General features: G+C 73.4%; 14 protein-coding genes. 9 read left to right on the top strand and 5 right to left on the bottom strand.

Features of this window, described 5'->3' with window-relative positions:
- Positions 1–49 precede the first annotated feature (49 nt).
- Positions 50–1384, top strand: coding sequence for an MFS transporter (locus tag NYZ98_RS17090; RefSeq protein ID WP_262843776.1), 1335 nt, complete (start codon positions 50–52; stop codon positions 1382–1384).
- On the opposite strand, the gene NYZ98_RS17085 is transcribed toward NYZ98_RS17090, so the two are convergent.
- Positions 1381–2244 (bottom strand): NAD(+)/NADH kinase, encoded by an 864-nt coding sequence (locus NYZ98_RS17085; RefSeq protein ID WP_262843775.1) that lies wholly within the window; start codon positions 2242–2244, stop codon positions 1381–1383. The genes NYZ98_RS17090 and NYZ98_RS17085 overlap by 4 nt on opposite strands.
- A 347-nt stretch (positions 2245–2591) precedes the next feature.
- Between NYZ98_RS17085 and NYZ98_RS17080 the strand changes: the two genes are divergently transcribed.
- Positions 2592–2924, top strand: a complete 333-nt coding sequence (locus tag NYZ98_RS17080; protein ID WP_262843774.1) for a histone-like nucleoid-structuring protein Lsr2 — start codon at positions 2592–2594, stop codon at positions 2922–2924.
- Between the two features lie 983 nt (positions 2925–3907).
- On the opposite strand, the gene NYZ98_RS17075 is transcribed toward NYZ98_RS17080, so the two are convergent.
- From NYZ98_RS17075 to NYZ98_RS17065, 3 genes are all read right to left on the bottom strand, one after another.
- A complete protein-coding gene (locus NYZ98_RS17075; protein ID WP_262843773.1) occupies positions 3908–4483 on the bottom strand; it encodes a hypothetical protein in 576 nt (191 codons plus the stop codon).
- Positions 4480–5055, bottom strand: a complete 576-nt coding sequence (locus tag NYZ98_RS17070) for an RNA polymerase sigma factor (protein WP_262843772.1) — start codon at positions 5053–5055, stop codon at positions 4480–4482. Before NYZ98_RS17070 ends, NYZ98_RS17075 begins: the two co-directional genes overlap by 4 nt.
- A gap of 97 nt (positions 5056–5152) precedes the next feature.
- A complete protein-coding gene (locus NYZ98_RS17065) occupies positions 5153–6763 on the bottom strand; it encodes a S8/S53 family peptidase (RefSeq protein ID WP_262843771.1) in 1611 nt (536 codons plus the stop codon).
- A 147-nt stretch (positions 6764–6910) separates the two neighbouring features.
- Between NYZ98_RS17065 and NYZ98_RS17060 the strand changes: the two genes are divergently transcribed.
- The 7 genes from NYZ98_RS17060 to NYZ98_RS17030 all read left to right on the top strand — a co-directional run bounded on the left by NYZ98_RS17060 (position 6911) and on the right by NYZ98_RS17030 (position 16955).
- Positions 6911–9520, top strand: coding sequence for a CHAT domain-containing protein (locus tag NYZ98_RS17060; RefSeq protein WP_262843770.1), 2610 nt, complete (start codon positions 6911–6913; stop codon positions 9518–9520).
- A 117-nt stretch (positions 9521–9637) separates the two neighbouring features.
- Positions 9638–10111, top strand: a complete 474-nt coding sequence (locus NYZ98_RS17055) for a hypothetical protein (RefSeq protein WP_262843769.1) — start codon at positions 9638–9640, stop codon at positions 10109–10111.
- A complete protein-coding gene (locus NYZ98_RS17050; RefSeq protein WP_262843768.1) occupies positions 10108–11283 on the top strand; it encodes a zinc-dependent alcohol dehydrogenase in 1176 nt (391 codons plus the stop codon). Before NYZ98_RS17055 ends, NYZ98_RS17050 begins: the two co-directional genes overlap by 4 nt.
- Positions 11284–11359: 76 nt before the next feature.
- On the top strand, positions 11360–13372 hold the full coding sequence (locus NYZ98_RS17045) for an outer membrane protein assembly factor BamB family protein (RefSeq protein ID WP_262843767.1): 2013 nt from the start codon (positions 11360–11362) through the stop codon (positions 13370–13372).
- A 209-nt stretch (positions 13373–13581) separates the two neighbouring features.
- Positions 13582–14277, top strand: a complete 696-nt coding sequence (locus NYZ98_RS17040; protein ID WP_262843766.1) for a CBS domain-containing protein — start codon at positions 13582–13584, stop codon at positions 14275–14277.
- Positions 14265–15116 (top strand): universal stress protein, encoded by an 852-nt coding sequence (locus tag NYZ98_RS17035; protein WP_262843765.1) that lies wholly within the window; start codon positions 14265–14267, stop codon positions 15114–15116. Before NYZ98_RS17040 ends, NYZ98_RS17035 begins: the two co-directional genes overlap by 13 nt.
- Positions 15117–15227: 111 nt before the next feature.
- A complete protein-coding gene (locus tag NYZ98_RS17030) occupies positions 15228–16955 on the top strand; it encodes a sensor histidine kinase (RefSeq protein ID WP_262843764.1) in 1728 nt (575 codons plus the stop codon).
- On the opposite strand, the gene NYZ98_RS17025 is transcribed toward NYZ98_RS17030, so the two are convergent.
- Positions 16933–17574: a response regulator gene (locus tag NYZ98_RS17025; RefSeq protein ID WP_262843763.1), complete on the bottom strand. Its 642-nt coding sequence runs from the start codon at positions 17572–17574 to the stop codon at positions 16933–16935. The genes NYZ98_RS17030 and NYZ98_RS17025 overlap by 23 nt on opposite strands.
- Positions 17575–17696: the final 122 nt, after the last annotated feature.

Here is a 17696-nt window from a genome sequence, read left to right as displayed (position 1 = left end):
GTCCGGAGTGAAGATCGCAGTCACCATCCCCGTATCGCCAGGAGGAGAAGTGCTCTCCGACAGCGAACCCCCCACAATGGACCGGCGGTCCCAGGTCCGCAGGGCCGCCCTCGCGAGCGTCGTCGGCACGGCCATCGAGTGGTACGACTTCTTCCTGTACGGGACGGCGGCGGCGATCGTCTTCCCCCAGGTCTTCTTCCCCGAGTCGAGCGAGTACGCCGGGACCCTCTCCTCCTTCGCGACCTACGCCGTGGGCTTCGCCGCGCGGCCCGTGGGCGCCGCCATCTTCGGGCACTGGGGGGACCGCATCGGCCGCAAGGCCACCCTCATCGTCACGCTCGTGCTCATGGGCGTCTCCAGCGCCCTCATCGGCGTGCTCCCCGGCACGGCGTCCATCGGCGTGGCCGCGCCCATCCTGCTCGTCCTGCTGCGGATCCTTCAGGGCATCGCGGTCGGCGGCGAGTGGAGCGGGTCGGTGCTGCTGTCCATGGAGTGGGGCGACCAGCGCAGGCGCGGGCTGATGGCGAGCTGGCCGCAGACCGGCGTGCCGATCGGCCTCATCCTCGGCACCGGGATGATGTCGCTGCTGGCGACGTCCGGCGGCGACACGTTCGTCGAGTGGGGCTGGCGGGTGCCGTTCCTGGCGAGCGTCGTGCTGGTCGCTGTGGGCCTGTGGGTGCGGCTGCGGGTGATGGAGACCCCGCTGTTCGCCGAGGTCCTCAGAAGCCGCCAGGTGGCCAGGCGGCCCGTGGTGGAGGTGGTCAGGAAGCACCCGAAGGAGGTCGTGCTGAGCGCCCTGGTGCGCGCCTCCGAGCAGCTCCCGTTCTACATCTTCACCACCTTCGCGCTGACCTACGTGGTCAAGGAGGTCGGCCTGTCGCGGAGCTTCGTGCTGGCGGCGGTGACCTGCGCCGCCGTGGTCGAGCTGGCCGCCATCCCCGCGTTCGGCCACCTCAGCGACCGGATCGGCCGCCGCAAGGTGTACGCCGCTGGCGCGGTGCTGCTCGCGGTGATCGCCTTCCCGTACTTCATCCTGCTCAACACCGCCATCACGGCCGTGGTGCTGGTGACGATCATCCTGGCGCAGGTGCAGCACTCCATGGAGTACGGCCCGCAGGCGGCCCTGATCGCCGAGAGCTTCCCGACCGGCCTGCGGTACGGCGGCGCGGGCCTTGGGTACCAGCTCTCCTCGGTGATCGCCGGCGGCCCGGCGCCGCTGATCGCGACCTGGCTGCTGCACGACTACGGGTGGCAGGCCATCGCGATCTTCATGATGATCGGAGCGGTCGTCGGCTTCACCGCCACCCTGCTGCTGCCCGACCGCTCGAAGATCGACATCAGCGACCACGCGGCCTACGGGGCCGCGCCGGGGCCGGTGCCCTAGTCGACCTCGGCGCTGCCGCTGACCCGCAGCTTGCGCCTGGCGCGCTCGTAGAACGTCGTCACGCCCAGGCGCACGACCTGGCCGGCGGCGCGGACGGCCGTGACCCTGACCTGGTCACCGGGCGACATGCGCCCGCCGATCGTGCCGTCCACCTCGACGGCGAGCCGCCCGCTGGTGGGCAGCAGCTCCAGGGTCACCTCCTCCTCGGCCGACAGCACCAGCGCCCGGCTGAACGAGGAGTGCGCCGCCGCGGGCACCACGAGGAACCCCTCGACCAGCGGGGAGACCAGCGGCCCCCCGACGGAGAAGTTGTAGGCGGTCGAACCCGTCGAGGTCGCCACGATCACCGCGTCGGAGGCGTACCGCACGAAAGGGTTGCCGCCCACGGAGATCGCCACCGCGGCCAGGCGGTCGCCCGGGGTACGCACCAGGGCGATGTCGTTGAAGGCGGTGACCGTCGGGCCGCCGGGGAGCGTCGCCCGCACCGCCATGCGCGGCTCGACGGTGAACTCGTGGCTGTCGATCGCCGACAGCGCCGGAGGCAGCTCGTCGACGTCGATCTCGGCGAGGAAGCCCAGCTTGCCGAGGTTGACGCCGAGCACGGGCGTGGAGCGCCCGGTGACCAGGCGCATGGTCCGCAGCATCGTGCCGTCGCCGCCGAGGCTGACCAGCAGGTCGGAGCGGTCGACCAGGGCGGCGGAGTCCACCGCCACGGCGCTGCAGTCGATGCGGCCGACCTCGTCGGGCAGCCCGAGCACCGTCACGCCCCGGGTGCGGGCCCACTCCACGATCGTGTCGATCGCCTGCTTGGAGTCACGCTGGGGGTGCAGCACCAGCCCTACCGTCTTGACCATGCCCATGGCGCAACTGTACGGGCGCCCCGGCCGCGGCGGGCGCGGCAGCGCGCCCCGGCCGATGGGGCTTCGCCCGCTTTGTGAGGCCAGGACGGCTCTCCGGGCGGGAATACCTGTAGTCGACAATATGTACACCCTCGTGCGCATGTGGACCTGACATCAGTTTCGGCGCGGTTGTACGCCCGGTGGTTAGGTGATGGGCTGGTCGGCGCTCCGATAAAGAGGACGTTCGCCTGAAACGGTTGACTTACGCACCAGGATGTCAATGCGTCGCGCTGTTCTCGGCGTGGGAAGCGACGGAAACCGGGTATATTCTTGAGGTGTCAAACTATGCTCTGTGAAAGGAGTGGGAGATGGCGACACAGATCCAGACGCTTCTCATCGACGACCTGGATGGCGGCGAAGCAAAAGAGACCGTGGTCTTCGCGATTGACGGCACCAGCTACGAGATCGATCTGAACGACAAAAACGCCACCAATCTGCGTGAGGCCCTTTCGCCTTTCGTCTCCAGTGCCCGTCGAGCCGAGGGCGCGCCGGCCCGGGGCCGCAAGCGTGGCGCACCCCAGCGTCCCGCTCGCGACAAAAGCTCCGAGATCCGGGCTTGGGCCAAGGCACACGGGCTGAACGTCAGCGAGCGTGGCAGGATCGCCTCGCACATCGTGGCCCAGTACGAAGCCGCACAGTGATTGATTAACCCGTCGCGCCCGCATTAGTCGCCCGACGAGCACGTGATCCGCCGCCCGGATCGTCACCGAGGTCCTCTTTGTGGCGGCCGTGCTCGCACCGGGCAATGGCCGCCGAGTACCTCGGGCGGCTCGAGCGCGGTACCACCTCCCGTCCGCGGGGTCACGCGCCTGGCCTGCGGAGTCGTCACCGCTGGGCGCGAACGTGGCATGGCCCGGCTTTCGGGCGAGGTAGTGCTGACTTCAGGGAATTTGTCGGTATGAGTCCCATTGGTTACCGGACCGAGGTGTTAGGCGCGTTGGTCGTGGAACCTGTGAAGTCTCTGGGAAAACCGTGGCCGTCACCACACCGCCGCCGGGCACGGCTTTCCCCGCATAACCCATGCGGGACCCCGCGGGCCGCCGCTTCACAAGAGCCTCGGCGCGCGCCGACATCGTCCCGCCGTCCAAACCGTAAGATGACGCGGGCCGCAATCCGAAAAATTATGTCGCCGGTCCCCGCCACTTGACGGACGCGCGAACCTGCGCCATTATCCTCTGCCCTCACGCGGGTGCGCTCTCCGGAGACCGCCGGGTTCGGCCGGTGCCCCGGCTTCGGCCGAAGGGCCCGCCGCCCCGGCCGCCTCGCAATCTAAAGGCCGCCGGCGGCGTGGATTGTCCGGCCATTTCACCGGGTGACGACAATCATGGGCGCCGGGGGAGTCCGCCGCCCGTCTCCGGTGATTCGCCGGGGCCGTCACCCGCCCAATCCCGTGCGTTGCACGCGCACCCGATATGTCAATGCCCGGGGGTGCGGGTTTTCGCCGGCCCGCGCCGGGGCCGGCGGGGAATCCGGGCGGCCCAATTGTGACCTTGTGTAAGCAACCTATGGCGGTATGTCGTAGCTTTCTTGCTCCTATAACCCATAGGACCGGTGCCGTTCCCGGCCCTCATGAGTGGATACGCTCGAAAAGCGGCCCGGGTCCGGGCCGGCCGTCGCGCCCGGGTCAGATCACGATCCACTCGGTGGTCACCACGGCCGCGGGGAAGCGGCAGCGCAGGCTGAACGGCCCGGGCGGCACCTCGTCGCACACGAACCGGCCCATGGCGTCGGCGGACACGTCCGCCGGCCGCCGGCCGCGCACCTCGATCTCGGCCGGCTGGGCGGGGATCACCTGCCCGAGCACCCGGCCGATCGCCCCCATGACGGTGATCTCCACGTCGATGGTCACCCCCGGGGCGTGGAAGGTGGCCAGGCGAGGCTGCCGCCCCCCGCGCACGAGGACGGGCTCGGCGAGCGAGTCGAAGGTCAGGTCCGCCAGCTCGGCGTCCAGCGTGCGCAGCGTGTAGGCGTCCACCGCCGCCTGGACCAGCTCGGTGGGCACCGGGTCCAGCAGCGCCGCCGCGTCCCGCAGGGCCTGCTCCAGGCCCGCCTCCGCGTCGTCCTCGGCGGGATCGTCCGGATCGTCCGGATCGCCGGGGAACCGGCCGCGCCCGTCCGTCCCGAGGGGGAACGAACCTGGGCCGTCCGGTTCGGCGGGGAACCCGCCGGGGCCGTCCGTATCGGGAGGGGGGCCGTTCACCGGACACCTCGCTCGGCCAGCAACGCGCCCAGCCGTCTCAGGCAGCGCTGCCGGGTCGGCCCGATGCTCCCGACCGGGATGCCGAGCGCGGACGACACGTCGCTGTAGTGGGGGCGGGGGGAGGCCATGAGCACGCGCAGGAGCCGCCGGCAGGTCTCGCCGAGCTCCTCGAACGCCTGCCAGAGCTGCCGCACCCGCTCGGAGTCGGCGGCGGCCTCCTCCGAGCGGATCAGCTCGTCCTCGGGGGTGTCCCCGCCGGAGCCCCGGTCGAGGATCTCCAGGTCGCCGACGGGGGAGACACGGCGCGCCGCGTGGATGACCTTCAGGCACTCGTGCCTGGCCGTGCTGGCGAGCCAGGACCCGACCTTCTCCGGCTCGCGGATGCGGCCGAGGTGCTGCGTCAGCCGCAGCCAGGTCGTCTGGAACACCTCGGCGCCGTCGGCGTCCGACAGCCGGTGGGCGCGGATGACCGACCAGACCAGAGGGGTCATCCCCTCGACGAGCGCCTTCCAGGCCGCGGCGTCGCCCTCCGCCGCGGCCAGGAAGAGGCTGGCGATCGAATCACGGTCCACGGCGACGTCCCTCGGGGCGGGGATCATCATCGTACGACGGGTGAGGCCACCGGCGGACATGACACACATCTCGATGGGATCGCGGGAGCCGGCGCGGTCAGGGCCGCGGCGGGAAGGGGGTCACGGCCCTGTCCTTCCACTGGGGCGGCCACAGGGCGGGGACCTTGCGGCCGCGCACCGTCGCCTCCCGGACGCCGGGGCCGGCCAGGAGCCGGGCGGCGGCCTTACGGGAGGAGAGCCCGGGGTTGTCGGCCATCACGTTGGCGATCATGGCGGCGACGATGGGCGTGGAGAAGGACGTGCCGCTCCACGCGGCCTTGCCCGTGAAGCTCTCCAGGTCGGCCCGCTCCACGCTCGTGGAGGCCGCTCCCACGCGCGGGGGAAAGCCGCAGGTGCAGTCGTAGGCGTAGGGGTGCTCGTCGGTCGCCAGCCAGCGGCAGTGGTCGAAGGTCGAGTGCTGGTACCGGTACTTCCTCGGCGTGCCCGGCGTGCCGACGAAGGCCCCGACCAGCCGCTCGCCGGGGGCGTACACCCGCACCCAGCCGCCGTGGTCGGAGAAGCAGGCGCCGGTCACGCCGTCGATGCTCAGGGCCCCCACCGAGAGCACCGCGTCGCGGTGGGCGGGATCGCCCGCGAACGCGGCGGGCCAGAACGGCTCGTCGCTCCCGTTGTTGCCCGCCGCCGCCACCAGCAGGGTCTCGGGATGGCGGGCCAGCTCCTCCATGAACGCCCGCAGGCCCAGGAGCTCTGTGCTGTCCTCGCTGGTGGTCCCGGCGGAGAGGCTGATGATGTCGGGCCACCGGTGCCCCGCCTCCCCTGAGGCCGGGAGGAGCTGGATGGCATCGGGCGCCGGGGCGAGGGTCTCCAGGATCTCGTGGCCGAACTTGTGCTCGTCGAGCGCGCCCGCCTTCCTCAGCTTGCCGGAGACGCGCACCGCGGCGTGCGGGGCGATGGCCGCGATGATCCCGGCGATGAACGTCCCGTGCCCCACGTACTCCCTGACGACGTCCTCACGCGGGTCGTCCACCTCCTTGTCGCCTGCGGGCGGGTCGTACACCGGGTCCGACAGGCGTTCCCCAAGGTGTCCGGCCGGGGTGAACCCGATCCCCGGCGGGTCGTCCGGCCTCAGGGGGAGGTTCTTCTTGACGGGCTCGCCCGGAGTCGGCACGACATTGGTCATCCAGGGGTACAGGTCCCTGTGGTTCACCAGCAGGCCCGTGTCGACCACGACCATGGAGACCGGGCTCTTCGGTGAGGACAGGGACGACGCGCTGATCCCCGGATGTAACGCGTCGTCGGCCTTCGCGGGCTCGTCCGATGGGCAGGAGTTCACCCCGCCGGTGGTGATGGCGATGAGGTGGTTGGGGCCGGCCAGCTTGGGGCCCCCTTTCCGCGCCTGAATCTCCTTGATCACCTGCAGGGACCTGGACACGCCCCCGTCGGGGTCCTGGTCGTACAGCTGGTCGGGATCGGCGACGTTGATCCGGTAGAGACCGGCCCTGATCTCGCTCTCGTGCGGCAAGGGGATCGAGTTGCGCCTGCCGCTGTTGATCGCCGGGAAGACGTCGGGCATGTCCTCGCGGCGCACGAGGATGTGGTCGCGTTCGTAGATGTAGGCGCCGCCGTCCTCCCGGTGTCCGGCCACCAGGGGAATCGCGAGCACCTCGGAGATCTGGGCGAGCTGCTCGGTGAAGCGGTCGGGATCCATCATCGGCTCCTTTTCATGCGCCAGTGTCAGCGGTCGTCGTGGATGAGAGCCGGATGACGTCCGGCTGATACACCGTGGACGCCCCGAAACCCCCACGTCTAACATCGATCCGTGGCCGGGGGAAGCGCACATGCCGGAGAAGGCGCGGTGGATCCTCTGGACCTGCTGCCCATGGTCTTCGCGCGCCCGAGCGAGGCGCTGGCCGGGGCGCGCGCCTTGCTCGCCGCGTCCCCCTCCGCCTACGACGCCTCCATCGCCCACCAGGTGACCGGCATCTGGGAACGCGACTTCGGCGACCTGACCGTCGCGGTCGGCCACCTTCGCCGGGCGCGCTCCCTCGCCCGCCGGTCCGGCTCGGCCGGCCGCGAGGCCGACGCCCTGGCCGCGCTGGGCGTCGCGGTCGTCTACACGGGCCGCACCGCCGGCGGCCTGCGCGTCCTGGACGCGGCCGTGGCCCGGGGGGAGGGCCTCACCGCCGCCCGGGTGCTGTTCCGGCGGGGCCGCGTCCTGTGGGTGCTCGGACGCCACCGCGAGGCGCTCGACGACCTGCGGCGGGCCGTCCCCGTGCTGCGCGAGGCCGGCGACACGATCTGGACCGCGCGGGCCCTGACCCTGCGCGGCCTGGTCCACCTGGCGTCCGGGTCCACCGACCAGGCCGACCGGGACTTCGTCGCCGCCGAGCGGCTGTGGGACCGCACCCACCAGGACCACGACCGCGCCGTGGCCGTGTGGAACCGGGGCGGCGCGGCGTTCCGCTCCGGCGACCTGCCCACCGCCCTGCGCCACATGGACGAGGCGGCCCGCCGGTTCGAGGCCCTCGGCACCCCGGCGTTCGGCCTGAGCATCGACCGGTGCGACGTGCTCATGGCCGCCGGGCTCGCCGAGGAGGCGCTCCAGGAGGCCGACGGCGCGACGGCCCACCTGGAGCGCATGCGGGGGCAGAGCACCACCAGGGCCGAGCTGCTGCTGGCCGCCGCCAAGGCCGCCATCGCCGCGGGCGACCCCGACACCGCCGTCACCCGCGCCTGGGCCGCGATCCGCCTGTTCGCGAGCCAGCGCCGCGAGTGGGGGGAGGCGCACGCGCGGCTGGTGCTGTTCCGGTCGCGCGTCGCCACCGGCCGCATCTCCGGGCGCCTGGTGCGCGACATCGCCGCGGTCGCCACCCGCCTTTCCGAACTCCGATCCCCCGACACCGTGCAGGCGTCCCTGCTCGCGGGGCGCGTCGCCCTCACGCTCGGCTGGGCGGCGGACGCCGACGCCCACCTCGCCGCCGCCGCGCTCGGGCGCCACCGCGGCCCGGCGCTCGCCCGCGCCGACGGGTGGCTGGCGCAGGCGCTGCGCGCGATGGCCGCCGGGCGCGCCAGGGGAGTGCTGCACGCCTGCCGCCGTGGGCTCGACGTGCTCGACGAGCACCGCATGGTCCTCGGCGCCTCGGAGCTGCGGGCCCGCGCGACGGCCCAGGGCGCCGAGCTGGCGGCGCTCGCCCAGCAGATGAGCCTCGCGGCGGGCGACGCCCGGGGCATGCTGGTCTGGAGCGAGCGGTGGCGGGCGACCGCGCTCGCCGTGCCGCCCACCCGCCCGCCCGACGACCACGGGCTGCTGCGCGACACCACCGCCTTCCGCGAGATCGCCGGGCGCGCCGAGGCGGCCCGGTCGCAGGGGGCCCCGGCCCCCGCGCTGGAACGCGAGCAGCGGCGGCTCGAGCGGGCGATCCGCGCGCGGGCCCTGCGTACCGGCAGCGCCGGAACGGCAGGCGGGCGCCCGTTCGACCCCCGGGTCCTGCTGGACCGCCTCGGCGACGCCCGGCTGGTCGAGATCGCCGGCATCGGCGGCGACATCCACGTCCTGGTCTGCGGCGGGGGGAGGGTGCGCAGGTTCCGGGCGGGCCGTGCCGCCCAGGCGGCGGCCGAGATCGACCACGTCCGCGCGGGCCTGCGGCGGCTCGCGTACGGCGCGGCGCGGCGGGGCGGCGACGGGGCCGAGGAACGGTTCCGGCTCCTCGCGACCGGCGCGCACCGCCTCCAGGACATGCTGCTCGGGCCCGCCCTGCGCCATCTCGGTGACGGCCCGGTGGTCATGGTCCCGCCGGGACGGCTGCACGGGGTGCCGTGGCCGGCCCTGCCCGGCCTGCGCGACCGCGTGCTCGGCGTCTCGCCGTCCGCCGGCGCCTGGCTGCGCGCCGGCGACCTGCCGCCGCCGCGCGAGGCCGGGGTCGTGCTGGTGCGCGGCCCCGGACTTTCGACCGGCGGCGCCGAGGTGCCGCTCCTGGCGCGGCGGTACCCCGAGGCGGCCGTCCTTGAGGACGGCACCGCCACCGTCTCGGCCGTGCTGAAGGCCATCGACGGCAGCCTGCTCGCGCACATCGCCGCGCACGGGACCTTCCGCGCCGACAGCCCCATGTTCTCCTCGCTGCGCATGGACGACGGCCAGCTCACCGTCCACGACGTGGAACGGCTGAGCCGCGCCCCGTACCGCATCGTGCTGCCGAGCTGCGACTCCGGCGTCATGGAGCCCGTGGGGGCCGACGAGCTGCTCGGCCTGGCGGCGGCGCTGCTGCCCCTCGGCACGGCGGGCATCGTCGCGAGCGTCGTCCCGGTCGACGACGCGGCGGCGGTGCCGCTGATGGTGTCCCTGCACGAGGGGCTGCGCGCCGGGCTGGGAATGGCCGAGGCCCTGCGCGACGCACGGCGCGCGTTGCCGCCCGACCCCCTGTCCCAGGCCACGGGATGGTCTTTCTCCGCCATCGGCGCCGCCTGAGCCGATCGGCGGGGGTCAGGCCCCCGTCAACTCCTGCTCAAGTGCCGCCCGGCCCGAGGTGACCGTGGGTGCGGATGGGTAGCCATTCGAGCAGCGGTCCATAAAGGGGGAGAGGGCATGAAACGTGCTGTTCTGGGGGCCACGATGCTGGGTGGCGCCGGCGTGGGGGTCATGCGGTGGCTGTCGTCACGCCAGACCAAGGTCAGGACCGAACGGGAGGCCGGCCGGTGGCTGATGGTCACCATCAACCGCAGGCCGGAGGAGGTGGTCCCCGACGGGCGGCTGCCCGAGCCGCTGGCACGGCTCGGCGAGACGATCGAGGTGCAGGTCCGCGAGGCCCCCGGCGACCGCGGCACCGAGCTCGGCGCCCGGCCGGTCGCGCCGATGGCCGGCGGGATGAACGAGGTGATGGCCCGCCTCGGCGGTGAGGACCCCCGCCAGATGGTGCGGCGGGCGCTGCGGGAGTCCAAGTGCCTGATCGAGACCGGGGAGGTGCTGCGCGGCGACGAGGTCACCATGACCCGGCCCGTCCCCGGCGGGACGCTCGCCGACCTGGCGTCGCACCGCGCGGGCGGGGGGGTACGGCCGTGAAGGCGCTCACCTGGCAGGGCGTGAACGACCTGATGGTGCGCCGCGTGCCCGATCCCCGGATGCTCAACGACCAGGACGCGATCGTCAAGGTGCGGATGACCACCCCGTGCGGGTCGGACCTGCACCTCCTGGACGGCCACATCCCGGCCATGCGCCCGGGCGACGTCCTCGGCCACGAGTTCCTCGGCGAGATCGTCGAGGCCGGCACCGAGGTGCGCAGGCACAAGGTGGGCGACCGGGTGGTGGTCTGCTCGGTCGTCGGCTGCGGCCGGTGCTGGCACTGCGAGCACGACATGTGGTCCCAGTGCGAGAACAGCAACCCCAAGCCGGAGATGACCGAGATGATCTGGGGCGGCGCCACGGCGGGGATGTTCGGGCACTCCCACGCCATGGGCGGCTTCCGGGGCAGCCACGCCGAGTACGTCCGCGTCCCGTACATCGACTACGGGGCGTTCTCGGTCCCCGACGGGGTCGACGACCTGGACGCCCTGTTCGCCTCGGACGCGGCGCCGAGCGGCTGGATGGGCGCCGACATGGGCGGGGTGCGTCCCGGGGACGTGGTCGCGGTCTGGGGGTGCGGCGCGGTCGGCCAGATGGCGGCGCGGGCCGCCTGCCTGCTCGGCGCCGAACGGGTGATCGCCATCGACCGCCACCCCGAGCGGCTGACGATGACCGAGCGGTACATCGGGGCCGAGACGATCGACTACACCCGTACCGACGTCGTCGCCGAACTGCGCGAGCGCACCGGCGGCAGGGGGCCCGACGTCTGCATCGAGGCCGTCGGCCTGGAGGCGGAAGGCCCGGGGCCGATGGGGATGTACGGCCAGGCCAGGCGGCGCCTCCACATGGACAAGGACCGGCCGGTCGCCGTGCGGGAGGCCATCCATGCCTGCCGCACGGGCGGGTCGGTGTTCGTGCTCGGCTTCTTCGCCGGGGCGGTCGACCGGTTCCCGCTGGGCGCGCTGATGAACAAGGGGCTGACGCTCAGGGGCGGCCAGCAGCACGGGCAGCGCTACATTCCCAAGCTGCTGGACCTCATGTCCAAGGGCGAACTCCGGGCGGCCCACCTCGCGACCCACACGATGAGCCTCGACGAGGCCCCGAGGGGGTACGACATGTTCCGCTCCAAGAGGGACGGCTGCGTGCGGCCCGTCTTCCGCCCGTGGGCCTGACCCGTACCCGGCGCACCGGAACGGGCATTCTCCGGCACGCCGGACAGGGAGGATTCCACTCAATATCATTCACCGTGTGAGTCACGGGGATAGTCACGAACCGCAGTACCCGCCGCCCGGCCAGGCGGGCGGGCCGCAGGACCGGCCCGTCCCGCCGCCGGGGTCCTACGGCCCGCCCGGGAGCCCGGCCTCGCCTCCGGATCCGTACGGACCCACGGCCCAGGGGCCGTACCCGTACCCGGAGGGAAACCCGGCTCCCCCGCAGGGCCCGTACGGGCCTCAGGGGGGCCACCCGCAGGGTCCGTACGGGCAGGCTCCGCCGCCTCAGGGGCCCTACGGTCCGCAGGGCGGATACCCGGCCCCGCCGCAGGGCCCGTACGGCAACCAGGCGCCGCCACAGGGGCGGTACGGGAACCCGCAAGATCAGCCTTACGTCAACCCGCAGGGCCCGCACGGGTACCCGCAAGATCAGCCCTACGCGAACCCGCAAGGTCCGTACGCCAACCCGCAGGGCGCTTACGTCAACCCGCAGGCCCCGTACGCCGGCCCGCAGGCGCCGTACGGGCCTCAGGGGCAGTACGGGGCGCCGCAGGGGACGCCTCCCGGGTACGGCGCGCCGCAGGGGTACGGGGGCCCGCCGCCGTACGGGCCGCCGCCGGCCAAGGGCGGGCGGACGGCGTGGCTGCTCGTGGGCGGTGCCGTGGTCCTGGTCGTCGTGGTCGTCGCGGCCTTCCTGGGGCTCCGCCTGCTGAAGGACGGCGGCACCGACGCGGGCACGTCCGGCGGCACCGGAGGCACGGGCGGGGACGGCGGCGTGGCCTCGTCCACGGGGGAGCTGACCGGCCAGGTCGGGTGGCGGGTCGCGGCCGTCCCGGTGGCCAATCGGGTGAACCTCTCCGGCGTGCTCGGCTCCTGGGTCACGCCCGGCGCGTTCGTCCGGGCCGACAACGCGTCGATGTACGCGCGCGACTCCGTGTCCGGCAAGGCCCTGTGGGAGCTGCGGCCCCCGCAGGGCGCGAAGTTCTGCGGGGTGAGCCAGGAGGCCGCCGGCGGCGCCGTCGCGGTGGCGTACGGCACCGAGTTCGCCTCCCGCTACAGCAAGACCCTCACCAACGTCCACTGCCTGGGCGTCATGCTGGTCGACCTCGCCACGGGCAAGGCCCGCTGGCAGACCGAGCTGACCGACACCTACTCCGCCACGACCCTGAAGCGGATCGGCGCCACACCGCCGGACACCATGCCGCTGGCCATCTCCGACGGCGCCGTGTTCGCGGTCTCCTACTGGAGCGCGGTCGGGCTCTCGATCACCGACGGCGCCAGGCTCTGGGAGGCCAAGGAGCTGAAGGCCAAGGGGGGCGAGACCTCCTGCATCTTCAGGGACGTGCTGGTGGGCAAGGCGGGCGCGGTCACGCTCGCCTCCTGCGACCGGGCCAACCCCGTCGCCCTGCTGGCGTTCGACCCGGCCACCGGGCGGCAGCGCTGGCGCAGCGACCTGTCGGCCGCCGACACCGGCGACGACACCGGCATCGGCAAGTGGCTGGTGGCCGCCGACCCGCTGGTCGTCGCCCTGCCGGTGTACGGCGGCGGCGGGCGGTACCTGGTCGTCGGGGACGACGGCCGGACCACCGCCACCATCGCCGAGAAGGGGTCCTACGGCACCCTGGACATGCAGGCCATCGGGCTGAGCGCCGGGGCGCGGCCCCGCTACCACGCCGTGGTGGCCATGGGCACGCTGGTGGCCTCCACCAAGGCCGCCAGGGTCACCGACCTTCGTGACTCCAACTCCCTGGTCGCGTTCGACCTGGCCACCGGCCGGCCGCGCTGGACCAAGGACATCGGGAAGAAGAGCACGATCGTCCCGGCCGTGGCCGATGGCGGTTCGGTGATCGCGATGCGGACCGGGACCTACGAGGAGCCCCCGCAGCCGTTCCGGTTCCAGCTCGCCGACGGGAGCGGCGGCGCCATGGGCCCGGCCTACGACCGGGAGCTGATCTACACCCCGACGAACTGCCTCTACCGCTACAGCGGCAAGGCCCTGTTCCTGGTGAGCAACACCGACACCAAGATCGGCGCCGCCCTGCTCCGCTGACCCCGCCCGGACGCTCCGGACGGCGGGCCCGACCTCCTCGGACGGCGGGCCCGACCTCCTCGGACGGCGGGCCCGACCTCCCCGGACGGCCGCGACGCCGTCCGGGGACCTCCGGAGGCGAAGGTCCCCGCCGCCGGGGACTTTCGCCGCTGACGGGGTGGCCGTGCCGCGAGGGATGCTCGAAGCAGGGCGGAACCAGGGAGGCGGCCATGGTGATGAATGTCGGGGAGGTCATGGGCAAGGTGGCCATCGCGGTCCAGCTCGACACCTCCTTCGCCGACCTGGTCGAGACGATGCGCCGCTTCAAGGTCGGCGCCGTCGCGGTCATCGACCCCGACCGGCGCCCGGTGGGCGTGGTGTCCGCGCACGATCTGCTGCTCAAGGAGATCACCGCCCCGGGCGACGGTGGGGTGTTCGAGGGCGCCCGCCGGCGCAGGGAACGCGCCAAGGCCGAGGGCGGCACGGCGGGCCAGGTCATGACCACGCCCGCGATCACCGTGACCGAGGCGACCCCGGTCAGGGAGGCGGCCCGGATCATGCACGACCACCACGTACGGCAGCTCCCCGTGATCGACGCGGGCGGGAAGATCGTCGGCACGGTCCACCAGTCCGACCTTCTCAAGATCTTCATGCGCCCGCCCTCGGACGTGCGGGCCGACGTCGAGGACGCCGTGTGGCGCGCCACCGTCGACCCGGAGGCCCTGTCGATCACGGTCGACCACGGGATGGTGTCGCTCCAGGGGAAGGTCCCGCTGCGCTCGCAGGTCGTGAAGGTGGTGGAGGGGGTGCTGGCGATCGACGGGGTCATCCAGGTCGACGACCAGCTCGGCTACGAGACCGACGACATGGCCACCGTGCCGCCGCTGTTCCTGTCGTGGCGGGGAGGCGGGCCATGGCCGGTCTGATCGTCGTCGGGGTCGACGGCTCCCCGTCGGCGGCCGCCGCCGTGGAATGGGCCGCCGACGACGCCCTGAGCAGGGGCGCGCGGCTGCGCATCGTCCACGTGTGGGAGCCCTGGTCCTACGACTTCCCGCTCAAGGCGGTGCCCGGCTCCCTCGGCTCGCTCCCTGCGTACTGGCGCGGCGTGCTGGCCAGGGCCGTGGACTTCGTGCACGGGTACGCCCCGGCGGTCGAGACGAGCGCCGCGCTGGTCACCGGGGCGGTGTCGGAGAGGCTGACCGCGGAGTCCGAGGACGCCGACGCGCTGATCCTCGGGAGCAGGGGGGCGAGCGGCCTCACCGGCATGCTGCTCGGCTCGGTCGGCCGGGCGGTCGCCGGGCACGCCACCGGCCCGGTGGTCGTGGTGCGCCGGTTCGCCCCGACCCGCCACGGCGAGATCGTGGTCGGCTTCGACGGGTCGGAACCGTCGCTGGCCGCCCTGGACTACGCCCTGCAGGAGGCCGGGGCCAGGGGCGCCAGGGTCCGCGTCCTGCACGCCTGGCGCGGGCGCGCGTTCGCACGGCGCGGGCGGGACGGGCCGGCGGAGTCGCGCGAGGTCCAGCGGCGCCTGGAACCCTGGCGGGAGCGGTACCCCGATGTGCGGATGGTCGGCTGGGCGGTGCGCGGCAACCCGGTCCGCGCCCTGGCGGACGCCTCACGCAGCGCCGACCTCGTCGTGGTCGGGTCCCGGGCGCGCGGCGCGTTCAGTTCCGCCGTCCTCGGCTCGGTCAGCCACGGCGTCCTGCGCCGCGCCCACTGCCCCGTCGCGATCGTCCGCCCGCGCGACCCGCCCGCCGCGCGCTGAACGGGCGGTCCCGGTCGGCGATTGGTCAAGGACTGCACGACCTTTGCGTAAATGTCGTGACCTGCGGGTTCGGCAAGATTCAGATGCGCCGCGCGGTGGCACACTCCCTGTATGGCGGACGTCCAAGCGCGCTCGCTCATGCCGCACATGCGGCTCGACGAGCTGCTGTCGGAACTGCGGGCCCGGCTGGAGACCGTGCTGTCGACCCGCGACCGGGTGCACGCCCTGCTCGACGCGGTCGTCTCGGTGGGCAGCGACCTGGACCTGGAGACCGTGCTGCGCCGCATCGTGGAGACCGCGACGACGCTGGTGGACGCCACCTACGGCGCCGTCGGCCTGATCGGCGAGGGGAACACGCTCATCCGGTTCGTCCCCGTCGGGCTGTCGGAGGAGGAGATCGCCAGGATCGAGCACTGGCCGCACGGGCTCGGCCTCCTCGGCCTGCTCATCAAGGAGCCGCGCGCGCTGCGCCTCCACCGCATCGCCGAGCACCCCGAGTCGTACGGGTTCCCGCCCGGCCACCCGCCGATGGGCTCGTTCCTCGGCGTGCCGATCCGCGTGCGCGACGAGGTCTTCGGCAACCTCTACCTGACCGAGAAGCGCGGCGGCGGCGACTTCGAGGAGGACGACGAGGCCATCGTCGTGGCCCTGGCCACGGCCGCGGGCGTCGCCATCGAGAACGCCCGGATGTACGAGGAGACCCGCAGGCGCGAGGCGTGGCTCCAGGCGTCCTCGGACGTGACCACCAGCCTGCTGTCGGGCGCCGGGTCCCACGAGGTGCTGACGCTGATGGCCCGGCGGGCCCGCGAGATGGCCGAGGCCGACGTCGCGGTGGTGCTGCTGCCCTCCGACGGCGGCGAGAAGCTGCGGGTGACGATCGCCGACGGGGTGGCGGCCGACCAGGTCGGCGCGGTGGAGGTGGTCGTCGCCGGCTCGCTGTCGGGGCGCGCGTTCACCGGCGGGGAGCCCGTCGCGGTCACCGACCTGGCCGGGACCGAGATCCCCGCGGTGATCTCCGACGAGCTGGAGGTCGGGCCCGCCGTGGCGGTGCCGCTGGGCGCGGCCGGGGCCGTGCGCGGCGTGCTGGCCCTCGGGAAGCGCTCGGGACGCATCCCGTTCAGCCGGTCCCACGTGCGCATGCTGCACTCCTTCGCCGGCCAGGCCTCCATCGCGCTGGAGCTGGCCGAGGCCCGCGAGGACGCCGAGCGGCTCGGCCTGCTGGAGGACCGCGACCGCATCGCCAAGGACCTGCACGACGTCGTGGTCCAGCGCCTCTTCGCGGTCGCGCTGACGCTCATGAGCGCGGTCCGCCTGGTCGACCATCCGGAGGCGTCCTCGCGGCTGCGGCACGCCGTCGACGAGCTGGACGGCACCATCAGGCAGATCCGGTCCACCATCTTCGCGCTCCAGGCCCCGAGGGACGGCACCGCGCCCGGCCTGCGCGGGCAGATCACCGGACTGGTGGAGGGCGCGCGCGGGCACCTCGGCTTCATGCCAGGACTGCGGATGGAGGGGCCGCTGGACAACGGGGTGCCGCCCGAGCCCGCCGAGAACCTGCTGGCCGTGCTGCGGGAGACCCTGTCCAACGTGGTGCGGCACGCCCGTGCCTCCAAGGCCGGCGTCATGGTGGAGGCCGCGGACGGCTGGCTCACGCTCGCCGTCGAGGACGACGGCGCCGGCCTCCCGCCGGACGGGCGCCGCAGCGGCCTGCGCAACCTCGCCGACCGGGCATTGCGCCTCGGCGGCACCTTCACCGCCGAGAACGCCCCCACCGGCGGCACCCGCGTGACCTGGCGCGTCCCGCTGGACCAGGCGGTCAGTGGCGGCGGCCGGCCTTGAGCTGCGCGGCCAGGGCGGCGGCCTGCGTGCGGCGGCGCATGTCCAGCTTGGCGAGCAGGTTCGACACGTAGTTCTTCACGGTCTTCTCGGCCAGGAACAGGTTCTCGCCGATCTGCCGGTTGGTCATGCCCTCGCCGATCAGCTCCAGGATGTGCCGCTCCTGGCCGGTGAGCGCGGCCAGCGGGTCCTTCCTGGTCGCCTCGTCGCGCAGCCGCCGCAGCATCGACGCGGTGGTCTGGGGGTCGAGCAGCGACTCGCCCTCGGCGACCGTGCGCACGGCCCCGACCAGGTCAGAGCCGTGGATCTGCTTCAGCACGTACCCGGCCGCGCCCGCCATGACGGCGTCGAAGAGGGCGTCGTCGTCGGCGAACGAGGTCAGCATGAGACACGACAGGCCCGGCGTGCGGGAACGGACCTCGCGGCACACCTCCACCCCGTTGCCGTCGGGCAGGCGGACGTCGAGCACCGCGACGTCGGGCCGCAGGGCCGGGATGCGGGCCACGGCCTGCTCGGCGGTGCCCGCCTCGCCGACGATCTCTATGTCGTCCTCGGCGGAGAGCAGGGAGGCCACGCCCCGCCGCACCACCTCGTGGTCGTCCACGAGGAAAACGCGAATCATGATCGGACGCTAACCGCCGAAGGCCCCGCCGGAGGGGACCACGGCCCCCGACCGGCGCGTGTCGCGCCGTCGGCCGTCAGCCGTCAGCCACCCGGTCGCCGGTCGCCGGTCGCCGGCCGCTC

Source organism: Sphaerisporangium corydalis (assembly GCF_025506355.1).
GTDB classification, from domain to species: domain Bacteria; phylum Actinomycetota; class Actinomycetes; order Streptosporangiales; family Streptosporangiaceae; genus Sphaerisporangium; species Sphaerisporangium corydalis.
This window is presented reverse-complemented; position numbering and strand designations above follow the sequence as displayed.